Origin of the sequence: Variovorax sp. WDL1 (assembly GCF_001541225.1) — a bacterium.
Lineage (GTDB): Bacteria > Pseudomonadota > Gammaproteobacteria > Burkholderiales > Burkholderiaceae_C > Variovorax.
This window is the reverse complement of record NZ_LMTS01000324.1, coordinates 91822-110120: the sequence shown is the minus strand read 5'-3', so window position 1 is coordinate 110120 and position 18299 is coordinate 91822. Positions and strand designations below refer to the sequence as shown.

Annotated in this window: 17 protein-coding genes; 11 read left to right on the top strand and 6 right to left on the bottom strand. The window is 66.8% G+C overall.

All coding sequences use genetic code 11. The features are described from left to right. Positions 1-84: 84 nt before the first annotated feature. From APY03_RS36860 to APY03_RS36840, 5 genes are all read left to right on the top strand, one after another. A complete protein-coding gene (locus APY03_RS36860) occupies positions 85-957 on the top strand; it encodes a fumarylacetoacetate hydrolase family protein (protein ID WP_068685293.1) in 873 nt (290 codons plus the stop codon). Between the two features lie 67 nt (positions 958-1024). Then, the gene (locus APY03_RS36855; protein ID WP_068685291.1) at positions 1025-2008 is read left to right on the top strand and encodes a tripartite tricarboxylate transporter substrate binding protein; all 984 of its coding nucleotides are present in this window, start codon (positions 1025-1027) and stop codon (positions 2006-2008) included. Positions 2009-2438: 430 nt separating this feature from the next. After that, complete coding sequence (locus APY03_RS36850; RefSeq protein ID WP_068685289.1) at positions 2439-4361, top strand: PrkA family serine protein kinase; 1923 nt, start codon at positions 2439-2441, stop codon at positions 4359-4361. 30 nt (positions 4362-4391) lie between these two features. Next, entirely contained in the window at positions 4392-5678 is a 1287-nt protein-coding gene (locus APY03_RS36845) for a YeaH/YhbH family protein (RefSeq protein WP_174262815.1), read from the top strand. Next, positions 5675-7192, top strand: a complete 1518-nt coding sequence (locus tag APY03_RS36840) for a SpoVR family protein (protein WP_068685286.1) — start codon at positions 5675-5677, stop codon at positions 7190-7192. Before APY03_RS36845 ends, APY03_RS36840 begins: the two co-directional genes overlap by 4 nt. Positions 7193-7253: 61 nt before the next feature. Here the strand turns inward: APY03_RS36840 and APY03_RS36835 are convergent, their stop codons facing one another. The 3 genes from APY03_RS36835 to APY03_RS36825 all read right to left on the bottom strand — a co-directional run bounded on the left by APY03_RS36835 (position 7254) and on the right by APY03_RS36825 (position 10140). Then, positions 7254-8501 carry a CaiB/BaiF CoA transferase family protein gene (locus APY03_RS36835; RefSeq protein ID WP_068685284.1) on the bottom strand — a complete coding sequence of 416 codons (1248 nt, stop codon included), beginning with the start codon at positions 8499-8501 and terminating at the stop codon, positions 7254-7256. An 80-nt stretch (positions 8502-8581) separates the two neighbouring features. After that, positions 8582-9361, bottom strand: coding sequence for an IclR family transcriptional regulator (locus APY03_RS36830; RefSeq protein ID WP_068685282.1), 780 nt, complete (start codon positions 9359-9361; stop codon positions 8582-8584). Then, a complete protein-coding gene (locus APY03_RS36825) occupies positions 9358-10140 on the bottom strand; it encodes an IclR family transcriptional regulator (RefSeq protein ID WP_068685352.1) in 783 nt (260 codons plus the stop codon). Before APY03_RS36825 ends, APY03_RS36830 begins: the two co-directional genes overlap by 4 nt. A 156-nt stretch (positions 10141-10296) precedes the next feature. On the opposite strand from APY03_RS36825, the gene APY03_RS36820 reads away from it, so the two are divergent. Genes APY03_RS36820 through APY03_RS36810 form a run of 3 tightly spaced genes read left to right on the top strand, consistent with a single transcriptional unit; the run spans position 10297 to position 13611 of the window. Beyond that, on the top strand, positions 10297-11265 hold the full coding sequence (locus APY03_RS36820) for a Bug family tripartite tricarboxylate transporter substrate binding protein (protein WP_068685350.1): 969 nt from the start codon (positions 10297-10299) through the stop codon (positions 11263-11265). A 13-nt stretch (positions 11266-11278) separates the two neighbouring features. After that, the gene (locus tag APY03_RS36815; protein ID WP_068685280.1) at positions 11279-12439 is read left to right on the top strand and encodes an acyl-CoA dehydrogenase family protein; all 1161 of its coding nucleotides are present in this window, start codon (positions 11279-11281) and stop codon (positions 12437-12439) included. A gap of 8 nt (positions 12440-12447) precedes the next feature. After that, positions 12448-13611, top strand: coding sequence for an acyl-CoA dehydrogenase family protein (locus APY03_RS36810; protein ID WP_068685278.1), 1164 nt, complete (start codon positions 12448-12450; stop codon positions 13609-13611). A 57-nt stretch (positions 13612-13668) separates the two neighbouring features. Here APY03_RS36810 and APY03_RS36805 read toward each other — a convergent pair whose 3' ends face one another. The 3 genes from APY03_RS36805 to APY03_RS36795 all read right to left on the bottom strand — a co-directional run bounded on the left by APY03_RS36805 (position 13669) and on the right by APY03_RS36795 (position 15675). Continuing rightward, positions 13669-14313 (bottom strand): DNA-3-methyladenine glycosylase I, encoded by a 645-nt coding sequence (locus APY03_RS36805; protein ID WP_068685276.1) that lies wholly within the window; start codon positions 14311-14313, stop codon positions 13669-13671. Continuing rightward, complete coding sequence (gene aroQ, locus APY03_RS36800; RefSeq protein ID WP_068685274.1) at positions 14310-14759, bottom strand: type II 3-dehydroquinate dehydratase; 450 nt, start codon at positions 14757-14759, stop codon at positions 14310-14312. The genes APY03_RS36805 and aroQ overlap by 4 nt, the downstream gene beginning before the upstream one ends. A gap of 115 nt (positions 14760-14874) precedes the next feature. Beyond that, positions 14875-15675 (bottom strand): GntR family transcriptional regulator, encoded by an 801-nt coding sequence (locus tag APY03_RS36795; protein ID WP_083944837.1) that lies wholly within the window; start codon positions 15673-15675, stop codon positions 14875-14877. Here APY03_RS36795 and APY03_RS36790 point away from each other — a divergent pair. The 3 genes from APY03_RS36790 to APY03_RS36780 form a co-directional block, all read left to right on the top strand. Continuing rightward, the gene (locus tag APY03_RS36790; protein WP_068685270.1) at positions 15664-16746 is read left to right on the top strand and encodes a BMP family ABC transporter substrate-binding protein; all 1083 of its coding nucleotides are present in this window, start codon (positions 15664-15666) and stop codon (positions 16744-16746) included. The two genes, APY03_RS36795 and APY03_RS36790, sit on opposite strands and share 12 nt — an antisense overlap. A gap of 11 nt (positions 16747-16757) precedes the next feature. Next, entirely contained in the window at positions 16758-17432 is a 675-nt protein-coding gene (locus APY03_RS36785; RefSeq protein WP_068685268.1) for a Rieske (2Fe-2S) protein, read from the top strand. Further along, positions 17425-18299: hypothetical protein (locus tag APY03_RS36780; protein ID WP_068685266.1), on the top strand; the 875-nt coding region annotated here is incomplete at its 3' end. The genes APY03_RS36785 and APY03_RS36780, both read left to right, overlap by 8 nt.

Genomic DNA, 18299 nt, shown 5'->3' with positions numbered 1-18299 from the left:
ATCGTATCAACCACGGTTCTGCGCCAGCATTGTTGTGCATTTGGTATTCGATTGGTAGCATTTGGTCCCGTCAAGGAGATCATTTTGCGAATTGCCACCTACCAGTTTCAAGGCCGCCGCCAGGTCGGCCTGGTTTCCGACGATGGACAGACCGTCCGCCCGCTCGCCCTGGACGCCGAGCGCGCACGGCGCGGCGCCCTGCCGCTCATCGAGGATCAGGCTGCAGGCAAGGCCTGGCCGGCGCCCACCGGCGAGACTCTGGCGCTCGCCGACGTGAGGCTCGAAGCGCCCTTGCCGCTGCCGCGGCGCAACCTGTTCTGCGTGGGCCGCAACTACCACGCGCACGCCAAGGAACTGTCGGGCTCGGTGTTCAGGAACAACGCGGCGAACCCGCAGGAATGGCCGATCGTGTTCACCAAGGTGCCCGAATGCGTGATCGGGCCGGCCGACGTGGTCCGGCTACCGGGCGACGCGGTGTCGGAGCAGATCGACTACGAAGCCGAGCTCGCCGTGGTCATCGGCAAGACCGGCCGCAACATCGCGCGCGCGGACGCGATGTCGCACGTCTTCGGCTACACCATCGTCAACGACGTCACCGCGCGCGATGTCCAGATGCGGCATCAGCAATGGGACCTCGGCAAGTCCTTCGACACCTTCTGCCCGATGGGCCCCTGGGTCGTGAGCGCCGACGCGCTCGACGGCACGCAGACGCGGGTGCGCTGCTGGGTCAACGGCGAGCTGCGCCAGGACGCCCGCACCACCGATTTCATCTTCGACATCCCGACTCTGATCGAAACCTGCTCGCGCGGCATCACGCTGTATCCAGGCGACGTGATCGCGACCGGCACGCCGGCTGGCGTCGGCATGGGCTTCACGCCGCCGCGCTACCTGAAGGCGGGCGATACGGTCCGCATCGAGATCGACGGCCTCGGCACGCTGGAGAACAGCTTCGCCTGAGGGCTGGAGATTTCCCCGGGGTATCCCGGACGCAAATACATAGATGGATAGAGCGGAGACAAGAACCATGAGCCGATCCCCCCGCCCCCTGCTGCGCGCCGCGCTGCTCGCCGCCGCTTGCTGCATTGCCGCAAGCGCGCCCGCCCAAACGAGCTGGCCCGCCAAGCCGATCACCATGATCGTGCCCTTCCCACCCGGTGGCGTGGCCGACACGGTCGCGCGGCCGGTGGCGGAGGGCTTGTCGCGCGAGCTCGGGCAACCGGTCGTGGTCGAGAACCGGGCCGGCGCAGGCGGCGCGGTGGGCATCGGCTTCGTGGCCCGCGCGCCGGCCGACGGCTACACGGTGCTGCTGAGCCTGTCCTCGATCTCCATCCTGCCGGAGGCCGACCTCCTCCTGGAGCGCAAGCCGGCCTACCAGACGAGCCAGTTCACGCCGATCGCGCGCTTCACGGCGGATCCGACCGTGCTGGCGGTGCGTGCCGACGCGCCTTGGCAGACGCTGTCCGAGTTCGTGGCCGACGCGCGCCGCAAGCCCGGCACCTACAACTACGGCAGCTCCGGCAACTACGGCACCATGCACGTGCCGATGGAAATGCTGAAAAGTGCAGCGGGCTTCCGCATGACCCACATCCCCTACACCGGGGCGGGCCCTGCCGTGGTCGCGTTGCTTGCGGGCCAGGTGGACGCGGTCGCCAGCGGGCCGGCGACGGTGGTGCAGCAGATCAAGGCCGGCAAGCTGCGCGCGCTCGCGCACTGGGGCGACCGGCCCCTGGCGGCGCTGCCGGGCGTCCCCAGCCTCGAGCAGGCCGGGTTCAAGGTGAAGTTCGCGCAGTGGTCGGGCCTGTTCGTGCCGGCCGCGACGCCGGACGAGGTGGTCAGCAAGCTGCGCGCGGCCTCGGCCAAGGCGGCGGCGGATCCAGCGGTGGTCCAGGTCATCGAGAAAGCGGGCAGCCCCATGGCCTACCTCGATGCGCCCGAGTTCCAGTCCTACTGGCGCGCCGATGCCGGCGCCATGACCGAAGCTGTCCGGAAGATCGGAAAGGTCGAGTAACAAAAAGGCGGCCTCCGGGGCCGCTTTTTTTACATCTCGCCGGAGCCGGTGTCGCGTTCATGTCATGCCTGGAATAGTCTTTGCACATGTCCTGCTGACGCGCGAGCGCGAATCGAAGATGATGTCCTACATCGGCAGATGCGGTGCAGACGATGAAGGTGCTATGTCTCCTGTCATACGCTCGCTTCGATTTGCACTGCGTTTATGCCGATTGCTCCCGCTTCGGGCTGGAACTTTTAGACGGACGGTTCGTTCTTATTTGAAAACCAATTTGCTCGACGCGTTGTTTGTTCTATGCTTTGAGCCAAGTTACTGCTCGAGGAGTTTTCCGTAAGCGTGCTCAACTCACCTGGCACCATTCCTGCGAACGATGCGACGTGTGCAGCACGGAAACTCCGGGCAGCGCCCCGCTGACTCGATGGAGGTGTTTATGGATGTCATCAGCAACTTCGCCGCCCGCTACGAGCGGACTCGCGAAGAGGTCCTGTCCCTGCAGGAGTACCTCGAGATCTGCAAACGGGAGCCCACGGCCTACGCGACCGCGGCCGAGCGAATGCTCAAGGCCATCGGGGAGCCGGAGCTTGTCGACACGCGCAATGACCCGCGCCTGTCGCGCATCTTCGCCAACAAGGTCATCAAGATCTACCCGGCCTTCCGCGAGTTCTACGGCATGGAGGACGCCATCGAGCAGGTGGTCTCCTACTTCCGGCATGCGGCGCAGGGGCTCGAGGAGAGGAAGCAGATCCTCTACCTGCTCGGCCCGGTCGGCGGCGGCAAGAGCTCGATCGCCGAGCGGCTGAAGCAGCTGATGGAACAGGTGCCCTTCTATTCCATCAAGGGATCGCCGGTCAACGAATCGCCGCTCGGCCTCTTCAACGCCACGGAAGACGGCGAGATCCTCCAGAAGGAATACGGCATCCCGCTGCGCTACCTCAACCGCATCCTCTCGCCCTGGGCGGTGAAGCGGCTCGAGGAGTACGGCGGCGACATCCGGCAGTTCCAGGTCGTCAAGCGCTATCCCTCGGTCCTGCGCCAGATCGCGGTCGCCAAGACCGAGCCCGGCGACGAGAACAACCAGGACATCTCCTCGCTGGTCGGCAAGATCGACATCCGCAAGCTCGAGACCTATGCGCAGGACGATCCCGATGCCTACGCCTACTCCGGCGGACTGTGCCTGGCCAACCAGGGGCTGCTGGAATTCGTCGAGATGTTCAAGGCGCCGATCAAGGTGCTGCACCCGCTGCTGACCGCCACGCAGGAAGGAAACTTCAAGGGCACCGAAGGCTTCGGCGCCATTCCCTTCGACGGCATCGTGCTCGCGCACAGCAACGAGAGCGAGTGGAAGGCCTTCCGCAACAACAAGAACAACGAGGCCTTCCTCGACCGGATCTACATCGTCAAGGTGCCCTACTGCCTGCGCGTCTCGGAAGAGATCAAGATCTACGAGAAACTGGTGCGCAACTCCTCGCTCTCGCTGGCGCCCTGCGCCCCCGGCACGCTGCGCATGATGGCCCAGTTCTCGGTGCTCACACGGCTGAAGGAGCCGGAGAACTCCAGCATCTTCAGCAAGATGCAGGTGTACGACGGCGAGAACCTCAAGGACACCGATCCGAAGGCAAAGTCGATCCAGGAGTACCGCGACTACGCCGGCGTCGACGAGGGCATGAGCGGTGTGTCCACCCGCTTCGCCTTCAAGATCATCTCCAAGGTCTTCAACTTCGACAGCGGCGAGGTCGCCGCCAATCCGGTGCACCTGATGTACGTGCTCGAGCAGCAGATCGAGCGCGAGCAGTTCGCGGCCGAGACCGAGCAGAAGTACCTGTCCTACATCAAGGAGCTGATGGCGCCGCGCTATGCGGAGTTCATCGGCAAGGAGATCCAGACCGCCTACCTCGAAAGCTACTCCGAGTACGGCCAGAACATCTTCGACCGCTACGTCACCTACGCCGACTACTGGATCCAGGACCAGGAGTACCGCGACCAGGACACCGGCGAGGTGTTCGACCGCGGCTCCCTGAACGCCGAGCTCGAGAAGATCGAGAAGCCCGCGGGCATCAGCAACCCCAAGGACTTCCGCAACGAGATCGTGAACTTCGTGCTGCGCGCGCGCGCCGGCAACGCGGGCAAGAACCCGCTGTGGACCAGCTACGAGAAGCTGCGCACGGTGATCGAGAAGAAGATGTTCTCCAACACCGAGGAGCTGCTGCCCGTCATCAGCTTCAACGCCAAGAGCAGCGCCGACGAGATGAAGAAGCACGAGGATTTCGTCAACCGCATGGTGCAGAAGGGCTACACCGCCAAGCAGGTCCGCCTCTTGTGCGAGTGGTATCTGCGCGTACGCAAGAGCTCATGATGAGCTGACAAGGGAGTCAGGGCCGTGGCCATGCTGCAGCAGATCATCGACCGTCGTCTGTCGGGGAAGAACAAGTCCATCGGCAACCGCGAGCGTTTCCTGCGGCGCTATCGCGAGCAGATCGGGGAGGCCGTGCGGCGCGCCGTCAGCGGCCGCAACATCCGGGATCTCGAACAGGGCGAGGACATCACGCTGCCCAAGCGTGATGTGTCCGAACCGGTGTTCGGCCACGGCCCCGGCGGCGACCGCGAGTACGTGCATCCCGGCAACCGGGAGTACGTCAAGGGCGACCGCATCGAGCGGCCGCAGGGCGGCGGCGGGGGCAAGGGAAGCGGCTCGCAGGCCGGCGACGGCGAAGGCGGCGAGGACGACTTCGTCTTCCGCCTCACCAAGGAAGAGTTCATGCGGGTCTTCTTCGAGGACCTCGCCCTGCCCCACCTGATCCGCACCCAGCTGGCCGAAGTGCCGGAATGGAAGAGCCACCGCGCCGGCTTCACGCAGGACGGGATGCCCACCAACCTGCACGTGGTGCGCTCCATGCGCGGCGCGCTGGCGCGGCGCATCGCGCTTGGGGGCGACTCGCGCCGAGAGATCCGCGAACTCGAGGCCCATCTCGCGCACCTGATGCGCAGCCCGCGCGCCGCCGATGCGCTGGTGCAGCGCGAGATCCGCGACACCGAGGCCAAGATCGAGGAGCTGCGAGCCAAGGCCAAGCACGTTCCTTTCCTGGACCCGATCGACCTTCGCTACCGCAACCGGGTGAAGGTGCCGATCCCCTCGGCCAAGGCGGTGATGTTCTGCCTGATGGACGTCTCGGGCTCGATGGACGAGGCGCGCAAGGACATGTCCAAGCGCTTCTTCATGCTGCTGTACCTGTTCCTGACGCGCCACTACGAGAAGATCGAGCTGGTCTTCATCCGGCATCACACCCAGGCCAGCGAAGTCAGCGAGGAAGAGTTCTTCCACGCCACCGAGACCGGTGGCACGGTGGTCTCCAGTGCACTCACGCTGATGCACGAGATCATCCGCGCGCGCTTTCCCAGCAGCGAGTGGAACATCTACGGCGCCCAGGCCAGCGACGGCGACAACTGGCACCAGGACAGCGGCCGATGCCGCGAGCTCCTGACCGACCAGCTGCTGCCGCTGGTGCGCTACTACGCCTACGTGCAGGTGGCGGACGCCGAGCAGAACATGTGGGAGGAGTACACGCAGCTGGTCGAATCCCACAAGAACTTCGCGATGCGCAAGGTCGCCGACGCGGCGGACATCTACCCGGTGTTCCGCGACCTGTTCAAAAAGGAGAGGGGAACGGTGTGAACGCCAGGAAACGAGAACCCCTGCCCAGCCCCTCGGACTGGACCTTCGAGCTGATCGAGCGCTACCACAGCGAGATTGCCCGCGTGGCGCGCGGCTACAACCTGGACACCTACGCCAACCAGCTCGAGATCATCACGGCAGAGCAGATGATGGACGCCTACGCCTCGGTGGGCATGCCGGTCATCTACCGCCACTGGTCCTACGGCAAGCAGTTCATCTCCACCGAGAAGAACTACCGCCGCGGACACATGGGCCTGGCCTACGAGATCGTCATCAACTCCGACCCCTGCATCGCCTACCTGATGGAAGAGAACACCATGGCCATGCAGGCCCTGGTCATCGCCCATGCCGCCTATGGGCACAACAGCTTCTTCAAGGGCAACTACCTGTTCAAGATGTGGACGGACGCCTCCTCCATCATCGACTATCTGGTCTACGCCCGGAACTACATCAGCGAGTGCGAGGAAAAGCACGGGATGCCGGCGGTGGAGGACCTGCTCGACTCCTGCCACGCCCTGATGAACCACGGCGTGGACCGCTATCGCCGCCCACAGCGCCTGTCGCTGAGCCAGGAACAGGCGCGCCGCGAGGATCGCGAGCACCATCTGCAGCAGCAGGTCAACGACCTCTGGCGCACCCTGCCCAAGCGCGCCGGCCGCACGGCCGAGGAAGAGGAAGCCTCCAAGCGCTTCCCCTCCGAGCCGCAGGAGAACCTGCTCTACTTCATCGAGAAGAATGCACCATTGTTGGAGCCCTGGCAGCGCGAAGTGGTGCGTATCGTGCGCAAGATCGGGCAGTACTTCTATCCGCAGCGCCAGACCCAGGTCATGAACGAGGGCTGGGCCACCTTCTGGCACTACACCCTGCTCAACACCCTGTACGACGAGGGCCTGCTGGCCGACGGCTTCATGATGGAATGGCTGCAGTCGCACACCAACGTGGTGTTCCAGCCACCGGTGGGCCATCGCGCCTACAGCGGCATCAACCCGTATGCGCTGGGCTTCGCGATGTACACCGACCTGCGGCGCATCTGCGAGGACCCCACGGAGGAGGACCGCCGCTGGTTCCCCGACCTGGCCGGCTCGCCCTGGCAGCAGACGCTCGATTACGCGATGCGCAACTTCAAGGACGAGAGCTTCGTCGGCCAGTTCCTCTCCCCGAAGCTGATGCGCGACTTCCGCTTCTTCGCGATCAGCGACAAGCAGAGCGAATCCGAGCTCGAGGTTTCGGCCATCCACGACGATAGCGGCTACAGGCAACTCCGGGAGTCGCTGTCGCGCCAGTACGACCTCAATCACCGCGAGCCCAACATCCAGGTCTGGAGCGTCAACCTGCGCGGCGACCGATCCCTGACCCTGCGCCACACCCAGCACAACGACCGCCCGCTGCACGACGACGCACACGAAGTGCTCAAGCACGTTGCCCGCCTCTGGGGCTTCGACGTGCATCTCGAAAGCGTCGACAGCCAGGGCCGGGTGGGCCACCGCAAGGTGGCGGGCCCGCAAGCGGCCTAGCTGGGGCCTGTCAGCACGGGAATCACCCCCGCGCCGGCGCACGGGAGGTCTGGCGCTCGCATCAGATCACCTTGTTGCGCTGAAGCTCGTCCAACTCTGCGCTTCGCAAACCCAGGGCGCCATAGATCTGCGCGTTGTGCTCGCCCGTTGCCGGACCTGTACGGGGCGCAACAGGATCGAATCCGGAAAATCGCGGCACGATCGCAGGCGCCGGCAGTGACCCCAGGTCCGGATCGGGCAGGCGGATGATGGCTTCGCGGGCGATGAAATGCGGATCGGCGATCACGTCATCGACTGCATAGACCTTGCTATAGGGAACGCCCCCAAGCGTCAACGCTTCCGACAGCTCGGCCAGCGTTCTGGACGCGCACCACGCGGCGACGATCGTGTCGATCTCGTCGATGTTCAGCACCCGGTCCGGCGTGGTGGCAAAGCGCGGATCGTCCGCGAGCGCGGGCTTGCCCATGGCCTGGCAGATGCGCTTGAAGATGGGATCGGACGAGCCTACCAGCGTCACCCACTGATCGTCGGCGGTGCGGTACATGTTGGACGGCGCGGTGTAGGTGGCCCGGCTGCCGGAGCGGCTGCGCGCCTGCCCGAGCAACTCGTGCTCTACCGGCAGCGCCTCCAGCAAGCGGAACATGGCTTCGGTCGCAGCAAGGTCGATTTCGCGGCCCGGCGCGTCAGGGTGGCAATGGCGTTCCGCGATCGCGGTGGCAATGGAGAAAGCGCCGAACAGGCCGGCGATGACGTCCCCGAGTGGGTAGTTCATGTGCTGCGGACTGCGGCCGCTTTCGCCAGTCAGGTGCGCGAAGCCGCTCATCGCCTCGAAGATGCGGGCGAAGCCAGGGCGTTGCGCATAGGGTCCCGTCTGGCCGAAGCCGGTGAGGCGCAGGATGATCAGCCTGGGGTTGACGGACCACAGCGTCGCCGCATCCAGCCCCCATTTGTCGAGCGTGCCGGTGCGGAAGTTCTCGACCAGGACGTCGAAGGTTTCGATCAGCCTCAGGAACAGCGCGCGGCCCTCCGGCTTGCGCACGTCGAGCGAGACGCCCTTCTTGCCTCGGTTCGAGACCTTCCAGAACAGTGCGTGCTCCGGCGTGGTGGGCGACAGCGAGCGCAGGGGGTCGTTGCCTTCCGGCAGCTCCAGCTTGACGACCTCTGCGCCCATGTCGGCGCAAAGGGAGGCCGAGAAGGGCGCCGCGATCACGGTCGCCATGTCCAGGATGCGGATGCCGGCCAGCGGCCCCTGGGCGGCAGGCGCCGGCGTTTGCGCGGTGGAAGCAGGATGATGTTCGGCGGATTGCATGCTCGAAGTCTGGTTGCTGGGTCCAGTTGCTGCAACACCCGTTTCGATATCCTGAACGCCGGAGCTCTGCGTGACTCAGGCTAACGCAGGCCCAGGGCGAACTCGATGCTGTGCGCCAGGGTGACGAGCCGCGGCGCGACCTCGCGTCGCATCTGCGCAAAGCCCCCGCGATTCGACGCGACCGCACAGTTCAGCACGAACTGCGTGCCATCGACCCATCCCTGCAGTGGCACGGCAAAGCCATGGCGATTGGGCTGCCAGTCGGCACGTGCGCTGCAGAAGCCGTCGCGGGCCAGTTCTTCCCTTGCGAGGTTCGCTGCCGCGGCGTAGCGCTCGAACTCGGCCGGCGCGGCGAGCCGGATCTGGTTCAGCAACGACCGGCGGTCTTCGGCCGTCGCGCGGGCCAGCCAGGCGCGTCCCATCGCGGTGGCCAGCATCGGGATCGGAGCGCCGATATCGGGGGTCACGACGAAGTCCTCGCTGTCCCGTGCCGTCTCAACGTACACCATGTGGATGCGGTGCCGCAGGCCCAGCGAGACGGCGCCCTCGATCTCGCGCGCCAGGGTCTCCATCATCGGTCGCGCGACCGGGCGGATCCGCATGCTGGCCAGCAGGGGGTGGCTCAACCCCAGCACGGCTGCACCGAGCCGGTACCTGGCCGTGGCCGCGTCTCGCCGCAGGTAGCCCAGCACCGTGAGCGTGTGCGTCAGGCGGGCCACGGTGGGTCTCGAGAGGCCCGTGCGTTCCGCAAGGTCCTTGTTGGCCAGGCTGAGCTCGCCCGCATGAAAGCACAACAGGAGGTCGATGCCGCTGGCGAGCGTGGTCGCGAACTGCCGGTCCTTGCTGTCGCTCCCGCTCATGGCGCGCTGCCCATGTCGGACTCCACGCTGCGGGCCAGCTCGACGAGGCGGGGCCCGATGCGCAGCTCGAGCTGACGCGGTGCGAGCCGCGACGTGAGGACGCCGCAATTGAAGACCAGCGTCTCGCCGTCCTGCGGAACCAGGATCGGTACCCCGACGGCGTGCACGTCGCTGCGCCATGCCCCGCGCGAAATGCAGAAGCCCCTGCGCTTCAAGTCGCGCTGCGCCTGGACCAGATCGGCTTCGTACACGTGCCGCTGGCCGGGTTCCGACGCCTCGATCTGCATCAGGACTTCCTCGCGCAGTGCCTGCTGCGCCTGCGCGAGCCAGCTGCGCCCCATCGCCGTGGGCAGCATCGGGACGGCCGCCCCGATGTCGGGCCGCCATGCGCTGAGGTCGTGCCCACGAGAGGTTTCGACGTACACCATGCGCGTGCGGTCCCGCATGCCCAGCGACACCGAGCCGCCCACTTCGTCGGCCAGCTGCTTCATGCGCCCCCGCGCGACTTGTCGGATGCGCAAGCTGGCCATCAGCGGGTAGCCGATCGTGAGCGCCGTGGAGCCCAGGCGATAGCGCCGCAGGTGCGCATCGAAGACCACGAGCCCGCGGGCGGCCAAGGTGTAGGTCAGCCTCGAAATGGTCGCCTTCGACAAGCCCGTGCGCTCCGAGAGTTCCTTGTTGCCGAGTGCCGGTTCTGCAACGGTGAAGCAGTGCAGGACCTGCAGGCCGTGCTGAAGCGTGGTCGCGAAGTCGGGGTCGGGGTGGCGGGCAGCGGACATGTCAGGGAAGGTGTTGCGCACCGGATGCTACGTCCTGCAACCCGGCGAGGCGTTCAAGATAGAGAAACATGGTTTTCCATATGTCATGCCCGTCGGTAGTCTCCAGGGCCTGCAGTACCCATAGACAGACACGACACGAACTGATTGGAGACCACCATGCGCAAGATATTCCTGATCGTCGTTGCCAGCCTCCTGGCAATGGCTTCCGCCGTGCACGCCGAGCCGGGCTACCCGAGCAAACCGATCCGGCTCGTCGTGCCCTTCGCGCCTGGAGGCTCGACCGATGTGCTCGCACGGCTGCTCGCCGAGGCCTTGCGTCCCGAACTGGGGCAACCTGTCATCGTCGAGAACCGGGCCGGGGCCGGTGGCAACATCGGTGGTGACTTCGTCGCCAAGGCGGCGCCCGATGGCTACACGCTGCTGATCGCCGCTGCGGGCCCGACCGTGATCAACCCGAGTCTCTATGCCCGGATGCCCTACGACCCTGCCAAGGACCTGCGGCCGGTGACCCTGCTGATCCAGGAACCCAACCTGATGGCGGTCAACCCGAAGATCCCGGCGCAGACGGTCGCGGAGTTCATCGCCTACGCCAAGTCCAGGCCGACCGAGATCAGCTTCGGCTCGCCGGGCAACGGCAGCCCGGCGCACCTGGCGGGCGAATGGTTCAATCAGCTCACAGGCACGACCATGGTCCACGTCCCGTACAAGGGCACGGGCCCGGCGCTGAACGATCTGATGGCCGGGCAGATCGCGATGATGATCGACAACATGCCGGCCATGTGGCCCCATGTGCAGGCGGGCAAGCTCAGGGCGCTGGCAGTTTCCACCGACAAGCGGGCCGCGGCCGCGCCCGACGTTCCGACCGTTGCCGAGTCCGGCGTGAAAGGCTTCGCCTTCGGCGCATGGAAGGGCCTGATGGTGCCCGCCGCCACGCCGTCGGACATCGTCGAGCGCCTGCACGCCGCCACGCAGAAGGCCTTGGCCAAGCCGGACTTCCGCAAGCGCCTGATCGACCTCGGCGCCGAGCCGGTCGGCAACACGCCGGCGCAGTTCGCCGCGGTGATCAAGAACGAGACGGCGTCGTGGGCGGCGCTGGTCAAGTCCACGGGAACGAAGCTGGACTGATAGAGGAACGAACATGCAGCGCGATCCCGAAGCCTTCGAGCAATTCCTCCACGGCCTGCGCAGCTACGTGCGCGAGCGCCTCGTCCCGAACGAAGTGCGCGTGGCCGACGCCGACGAGGTGCCCCCGGACCTCGTGGCCGGCATGGCGGCGCGGGGCCTGTTCGGCTGGTCGATCCCCGAAGCCTACGGCGGTGCGGGCATGACGACCGAAGAGCTGGTGCTGGCCGCCATGGAACTGTCGCAGTGCTCGGTGGCTTTCAGGGCCCGCGTCGGCACCAACACCGGCATCGGTTCCGAGGCACTGGTGGCCGATGGCACCGAAGACCAGAAGCGACGCTACCTCCCCCGGCTCGCCAGCGGCGAGTTGACCGGAGCCTTCGCCCTCACGGAGCCCGAAGCCGGTTCGGATGCCGTCTCGCTGCGCACCTCGGCGCAACGCGAAGGCGAGCACTACGTGCTGAACGGGAGCAAGTGCTTCATCACCAACGCGCCGATCGCGGGCTTGTTCACGGTCATGGCGCGCACCGACCCGGCAGACCTGTCGGCGCGCGGCGTCACGGCCTTCCTGGTCGAGCGCGGCATGCCCGGGCTCAGCACCGGGCCGGCTTACAGGAAGATGGGCCAAGCCGGCTCGCCGGTGTCAGAAGTGCACATGGACAACTGCATCGTGCCGGCGCACAACGTCATCGGGGGGCGCGAAGGCCAGGGCTTCAAGACCGCGATGAAAGTGCTCAACAAGCAGCGCATCCACCTTGCCGCCTTGTGCATCGGGCCCGCGATCCGCATGCTGGAGGATGCCGTGGCCTTCGTGGCCACGCGCAGGCAGTTCGGCCAGGCGCTCTCGAGCTTCCAGCTGGTGCAGGCGCTGATCGCCGACAGCCAGACCGAGATCCATGCCGCCCGGGCGCTGGTGCTGGACACCGCGCGCAAGCGCGACGATGGCATCGACGTGACGATGGAGGCGTCGATCTGCAAGTACTTCGCCTCCGAGATGTGCGGCCGCGTGGCCGACCGCTGCGTGCAGATGCTGGGCGGCTACGGCTATATCGCCGATCACGGCATGGAACGCTTCTACCGCGACGTGCGGCTGTTCCGGCTCTATGAGGGCACGAGCCAGATCCACCAGCTCAACATCGCCAGGCGCACCCTGGCGCAAGCCGGGTACGGCAGCTGAGGCGCGGCATGTTCGGCTACAGCGATCGGCTTCCCGCACTCCGCGCAGCGGTGCGGCGCTTCGTCGAGGAAGAGGCCATCCCGCGCGAGAGCCCGGCTCTTGCGCACGACCTGAACGCCCTCGAGGAGGCGACCCATGCATTGCGCGCCAAGGCAAGGCAGGCGGGCATCTACGCGCCGCAGCTCCCGGCGGCATGGGGCGGCCTGGGCCTTTCCTGGCGCGATCGTTCGGTGATCCTCGAAGAGGCCGGCCGCAGCTTTCTCGCGCCCCTGGCCATGAACTGCGCGCCGCCGGACCAGCCCAACATGATCAACCTGCTGACCGACGGCTCGCCGGCGCAGCAGCAGCGCTACCTCGCGCCGCTGGCACGCGGCGAGACGAGGTCGTGCTTCGCGATGACCGAACCCGAGCCCGGCGCGGGTTCCGATCCGTCGATGCTGCAGACGATGGCCGTGCGCCGCCGTGGCGGGTGGTCGATCTCCGGACGCAAGTGGTTCATCAGCGGGGCGGTCGGCGCCTCGTTCGCGCTGGTGCTGGCAAGGACGTGCGAAGGTGCGACCATCTTCATCGTCGATGCCGACAACCCCGGCTACCGCGTGGTGCGCAACATCGCCAGCATCGACGGCTTCCAGATCGGCGGGCATGGCGAGATCGTGCTCGAGGACTGCCTCGTCGGCGATGACGCGGTACTGGGCGAGGTGGGACGGGGGTTCGCCTACGCGCAGCTCCGGCTCGAGCCGGCGCGCCTGTCGCACTGCATGCGCTTCATCGGACGTGCGTCCCGCGCGATGGCGCTGGCGCAGGACTACGCGAACCGGAGAAGCTCCTTCGGCCAACCCCTCGCGCAATTGCAGCAGGTGCAGGCGATGGTGGCGGATTCGCACATCGACCTGCACGCAGCGCGCCTGATGACCTGGCACGCCGCCGCGAAGCTCGATGCCAACGAAAGCATCAAGCACGAATCGGCCATGGTCAAGGTGTTCGTGTCGGAAGCGGTGGGAAGGGTGGCGGATCGCGCCGCGCAGATCATGGGGGCGCTCGGTATGTCGGAAGACACTCCGGTCTCGATGATCCTGCGAGAGATGCGGCCGTTCCGCGTGTACGACGGCGCGTCGGAGGTGCACCGCTCGACGCTGGCCCGCCGTGTCCTGAACGCGGCGATGGCCCCTTGATGCATACCTCGGATCCGCCAAACCGGTGCGGATGCACGTCTGCGGCCTATCGGGCCTTCACACCCGGCTCGGCGGCTTCAGCCTGGCTCGCGCTGCCAGCGCGAGTTGGCGTGCGTGGCAGTCCTCGACGTGGTCGTTGACCAGGCCCATGGCCTGCATGAAGGCATACACCGTGGTCGGGCCGACGAAGCTCCAGCCCCTTTTCTTCAGGTCCTTGGACATCGCAATGGATTCCGGCGAGGTGGTCATCGCCCGCAGTGCCTCGTGCGTGACGCGCCGCGGGCGCGAGGCCGGGTCGGGCTCGAAGCCCCAGGCATAGGCGGCGAGCGAGCCGAACTGCTCGCGCAGTTCAAGCACCCGCTGCGCGTTGTTGATGGCCGACTCGATCTTGCCGCGGTGCCGCACGATGCCCGCATCGCCGACCAGGCGCTCCACGTCCTTCGGCTTGAAGCGCGCGACGCGCTCGGCATCGAACTCCGCGAATGCGCGCCGGAAGGCTTCGCGCTTGTTGAGGATGGTCAGCCAGCTGAGCCCCGCCTGGAAGCCTTCGAGGCACAGCTTCTCGAACAGGCGCCGGTCGTCGGTGACCGGGAATCCCCATTCGTTGTCGTGGTAGTGCTGGTAGGCGGTGGTGGACTGGCACCAGCGGCAGCGCAGCGCACCGTCCTCGCCCGCAAACAGCCCCGGTCGATCAAGGCTCATGCACTCACCCGCACCAGTGCCTCGATCGCCAGCGCATAGCCCTTGACGCCGAAGCCGACGATGATGCCGCGCGCCGCCGGCGAGATGTACGAGTGGTGGCGGAACTCCTCGCGCGCATGCACGTTCGAGATGTGCAGCTCCACCAGCGGCACGCTCGCGCCCTTGATGGCGTCGTGCAGCGCGATCGAGGTGTGGGTGTAGGCGCCCGGGTTCATCACCACGCCTAGCATCCGCCCTGCGGCCACCTCGCGGCCGGCCTCGTGGATCCAGTCGATCAGCAGGCCTTCGTGATTGGACTGCCGGCATTCGATGCCCACGCCCAGCTGCTTGCCCGTTTCGGCGCACAGGCGCTCGACGTCCGCCAGTGTTTCGTGGCCGTACTGCGCGGGCTCGCGGGTGCCGAGCAGGTTGAGATTGGGGCCGTTGAGGACGAGGATCTTTTTCATGGCCCGTTTGTAGCAGGTGCGGCGCGCTCCGGAGCAGCCGCCGGCTCGACAGGCACGGTCGGGTGGCCAGCTCTCGCTCGATCCGCCCGCTTCTACGGCATGGACCGAGGCGCCCTCAGCCGGCGAGCAGCGCCCGGCGCAGTTGAGGATCGTCGACCACTGCCATCTTCTCGACGTTCAGGCTGACCTCGACCGTCTGCAAGTGCCGCTGGAGCAGCTGAAGCGCCTTGGCGGCAGCACCCGATTCGAGCAGATCGATGAACTCGGCGTGCTCGTCCTGCAGGCACTCGACATGCTCGTCATAGTCATGGCGGTAGAGCAGCAGGATCAGCGCGATGCGCGCGACCAGCTGCTCGAGAGTTCGGGCGAGCAGCGCATTGCCGGCGAGCTGCGCCACCAGCACGTGGAAGCCCGCGCCCAGCCGGCGCACCTCCTCAGCATTGCGCGCAGCCCGCGCCGCCCGTTCCAGCTTGACGTGTGCCCTCAAGGCGGCAACGTCTTTCCTGGTGAGCTTCTGCGCGAGCGTCTCGGTCGCATGCCGTTCGATGGCCCAGCGCAGGTCGAAGGTATCGCGCGCCTCTTCGGGCGTCGGCTTTGCGACCGAGGCGATGCGGCCCGGCGTGAGATCCACCAACCCTTCGCGCGCCAGCGTCTGCAGGGCCTGCCGCACCACCGTGCGGCTCACGCCGTACAGCTTGCCGAGCGCCACCTCGCGCAACTGCACGCCCGGCAACAGGCGGTGTGCCGCGACGGCGTTGCGGATGCTCGAAACGATTTCGTCGGTCTTGCTGGACATGGCATCGGATTCTAAATACACTGAACCGGTATACCGATTCAGATTACTGTTTCGGGATTCCTGTCGGCTTGCCGCACCCTCGCCCCACCGCACAAAAGGAGACAACCCATGGCCCTGCATTCCCCCATCCGCGCCCTGCTCGCCGGCGTCTTCGCCGCCTGCGCGGCGCTTCCCGCGGCGGCGGCCGATCCGCTCGAGATCGGCTTCGTCTACCAGAGCCCGGTCTCCGACGTGGGCTGGGTCGCGGTGCACGAAACCGCCCGCAAGCAACTCGAGAAGGAATTCGGCAGCCGCATCAAGACCCGCGTGGTGCAGGACGTGAAGGTCGGCCCCGACGGTGCGCGCGTCATGCGCGAGCTCGTCGGCGGCGGTGCAGGCATGGTCGTGCTCGGCAGCTTCGGCTACATGAACGACGGCTTGAAGCTCGCCGCCGAAGAGCCGAAGGTCAATTTCATCCATGCCAGCGGCTTCAAGCAGGCTCCCAACTTCGGCACGTACAACGCGCGCTGGTACGAAGGCGCCTATGTCGCGGGGCTGGTGGCCGGCAAGGTCACGAAGAGCAACAAGCTCGGCTACGTGGGTGCGATCCCGATCCCCGACGTGGTCTCCACGATCAACGCCTTTGCGCTCGGCGTGAAGCGCAGCAATCCTGCAGCCACCGTGTCCGTCGTCTGGGTCAACGAGTGGTTCAACCCGGGCAGCGAGCGCGACGCGGCCAACTCGCTGATCCAGCAGGGTGCCGACGTGATCGGCTCCGGATTCCAGGACAACCCGGCGATCGTGCAGGCCGCCGACGCCAAGGGCGTCTGGTCGGTCGGCATGTTCTCCGACCTGCGCAAGGCGGCACCACACAAGCTGCTGACCTCGATCACGCATGACTGGACGCCGCACTTCCGCCAGGTCGTCGCCGACACGCTCGCGGGCAAGTTCAAGGGCGCCGCCTACGTGGGCACGCTGCAGAACGGCGGCGTGAATCTGCTCGACTGGAATGCAGCCGTGCCGCCCGAGGTTGTGAAGATGGCCAAGGCCGCGCAAGCCGACATCGCCGCCGGCAGGTTGATCCCCTTTGCCGGTCCGCTGAAGGACAACACGGGCAAGGTGCGTGCCGCACCGGGCGCCGCTGTGCCGGATGCGGAGATCGCCGGGATGAACTGGTTCGTCGAAGGCATCCAGGGCGCGATGCCGCGCTGAAGGGCGGCGCCATGCATGAAGAAGCACAAGCTGGCGGCGCCTTTGCCGCCGACGGCTGGTTTGCCGTCGAGCTCTCGGTCCATGTGCCGCCTGGGCAGGTCGTGCAGACCTTGCTCCACGGCCAGGAACTGGCCTTGTGGCGGCCATCCGCAGGCTCGGTACAGGCCTGGGAGAACCGCTGCCCGCACCGCAGCGTGCGGCTGACGCTCGGATTCGTCGACGGCGACCAACTGGTCTGCCGCTACCACGGCTGGAGATACGGCAGCGACGGGCGATGCACGGGCGTTCCGTCCACGCCCAGGCTCGCGCCGCCGCCTGCCGCCTGCGTGCGGACGTACATGTGCCGTGAATCGGATGGCGTGATCTGGGCCAGCCTGGCACTCGCGCCGCGCGGCTATCCACCGCGGCTGCCCGGCCTCGGCGCCTGCCGGAGCTTCGTGGCGGACATGGCGGCGCAGGCGTTGGCCCATGCGATCGAGGATGCGGGCTTCGTGCCCGGTGGTCACACGAGCGCCTGGCGCGAACCCGCCAGCAGCGCCGATGCCGCCACCTTGCTGCTCCAGCCGATGAGCGCCGCCACCACCTGCGCGCACCTCTTCGTTGCAGAAGGCCTTTGCGCAGCGCGGCGCCTGGCCACGGCCCAACGCATGAAGGCGCTCTTCGCCAAGGAGCTTTCACATGCCTGACCCGATCAACGGCACTGCCTTGCAAGACACCCTGGATCCGGCCATTGCCAACGACTGGTTCGCCATCGGTGCGGGCCATGAAGCCATTGCGTCCGGCCCGGCACTGCGCCGGCGGCTGCTGGAGCGAGAGGTCGAACTCCGGCGCGATGCCTCGGGCACGCTGTCCGCGCGCATCCCGGGTGCCGCGGGCGCCCCGTGCGTTGCGCGCGACCACTGCGGTTGCATCTTCGTGTGCCTGGGCGATGCGCCCAAGCCGCTGTTCGCGCTCGAGGAATTCGACGCGCCAGGCCGGCGCTTCGTCTACATGGGCGCGGTCGGCGTCCATACCGGAGGGCTGCGGGTCGTCGAGAACTTCCTCGACATGGCGCACTTTCCCTTCGTCCATGCGCACATCCTGGGCACCGAGGAGGCAACCGAGGTGCGCGCCTACGAGGTCGAGCTCGACGCCCGCGGGGAACTCTGGGCCCGCGGCTGCAAGTTCGTGCAGCCGATGGCCTCCGCGGCCTCCGAAGGGCCGGCAGATGTCGACTACGTCTATCGCGTCGTCAATCCCTTCTCACCGCTTCTCTACAAGGCGCCGGCGGGCCACCCCGGCGAGGCCGACATCATCTTCCTGTTCGTGCAGCCCACGCAGGAGGACGCCTGCACGGTGCACTTCGCGATCTCGCTGCTTGACGCCACCCACAGCGCCGGCGAGATCACCGCGTTCCAGCAGACCATCCTCGGGCAGGACAAGCCGATCCTGGAGAACCACGTCTACAAGCGGCTACCGCTGGATGCGCGCATCGAGGTCCCTTCGCGCGCCGACGCGGGCTCGAGCGCCTACCGGCGCTGGCTGCGCAACATCGGGCTGCGCTGGGGCGTGGA

Excerpts from the sequence above, each read along its gene's own strand:
- aroQ (WP_068685274.1), bottom strand. The coding sequence starts at position 14,759 with ATGAAAAAGATCCTCGTCCTCAACGGCCCCAATCTCAACCTGCTCGGC.
- APY03_RS36795 (WP_083944837.1), bottom strand. The coding sequence starts at position 15,675 with ATGCAGGGCCATGGGTTGTCTCCTTTTGTGCGGTGGGGCGAGGGTGCG.
- APY03_RS36810 (WP_068685278.1), top strand. The coding sequence starts at position 12,448 with ATGTTCGGCTACAGCGATCGGCTTCCCGCACTCCGCGCAGCGGTGCGG.
- APY03_RS36815 (WP_068685280.1), top strand. The coding sequence starts at position 11,279 with ATGCAGCGCGATCCCGAAGCCTTCGAGCAATTCCTCCACGGCCTGCGC.
- APY03_RS36850 (WP_068685289.1), top strand. The coding sequence starts at position 2,439 with ATGGATGTCATCAGCAACTTCGCCGCCCGCTACGAGCGGACTCGCGAA.
- APY03_RS36835 (WP_068685284.1), bottom strand. The coding sequence starts at position 8,501 with ATGCAATCCGCCGAACATCATCCTGCTTCCACCGCGCAAACGCCGGCG.
- APY03_RS36790 (WP_068685270.1), top strand. The coding sequence starts at position 15,664 with ATGGCCCTGCATTCCCCCATCCGCGCCCTGCTCGCCGGCGTCTTCGCC.
- APY03_RS36785 (WP_068685268.1), top strand. The coding sequence starts at position 16,758 with ATGCATGAAGAAGCACAAGCTGGCGGCGCCTTTGCCGCCGACGGCTGG.
- APY03_RS36830 (WP_068685282.1), bottom strand. The coding sequence starts at position 9,361 with ATGAGCGGGAGCGACAGCAAGGACCGGCAGTTCGCGACCACGCTCGCC.
- APY03_RS36805 (WP_068685276.1), bottom strand. The coding sequence starts at position 14,313 with ATGAGCCTTGATCGACCGGGGCTGTTTGCGGGCGAGGACGGTGCGCTG.
- APY03_RS36820 (WP_068685350.1), top strand. The coding sequence starts at position 10,297 with ATGCGCAAGATATTCCTGATCGTCGTTGCCAGCCTCCTGGCAATGGCT.
- APY03_RS36855 (WP_068685291.1), top strand. The coding sequence starts at position 1,025 with ATGAGCCGATCCCCCCGCCCCCTGCTGCGCGCCGCGCTGCTCGCCGCC.
- APY03_RS36825 (WP_068685352.1), bottom strand. The coding sequence starts at position 10,140 with ATGTCCGCTGCCCGCCACCCCGACCCCGACTTCGCGACCACGCTTCAG.
- APY03_RS36845 (WP_174262815.1), top strand. The coding sequence starts at position 4,392 with ATGCTGCAGCAGATCATCGACCGTCGTCTGTCGGGGAAGAACAAGTCC.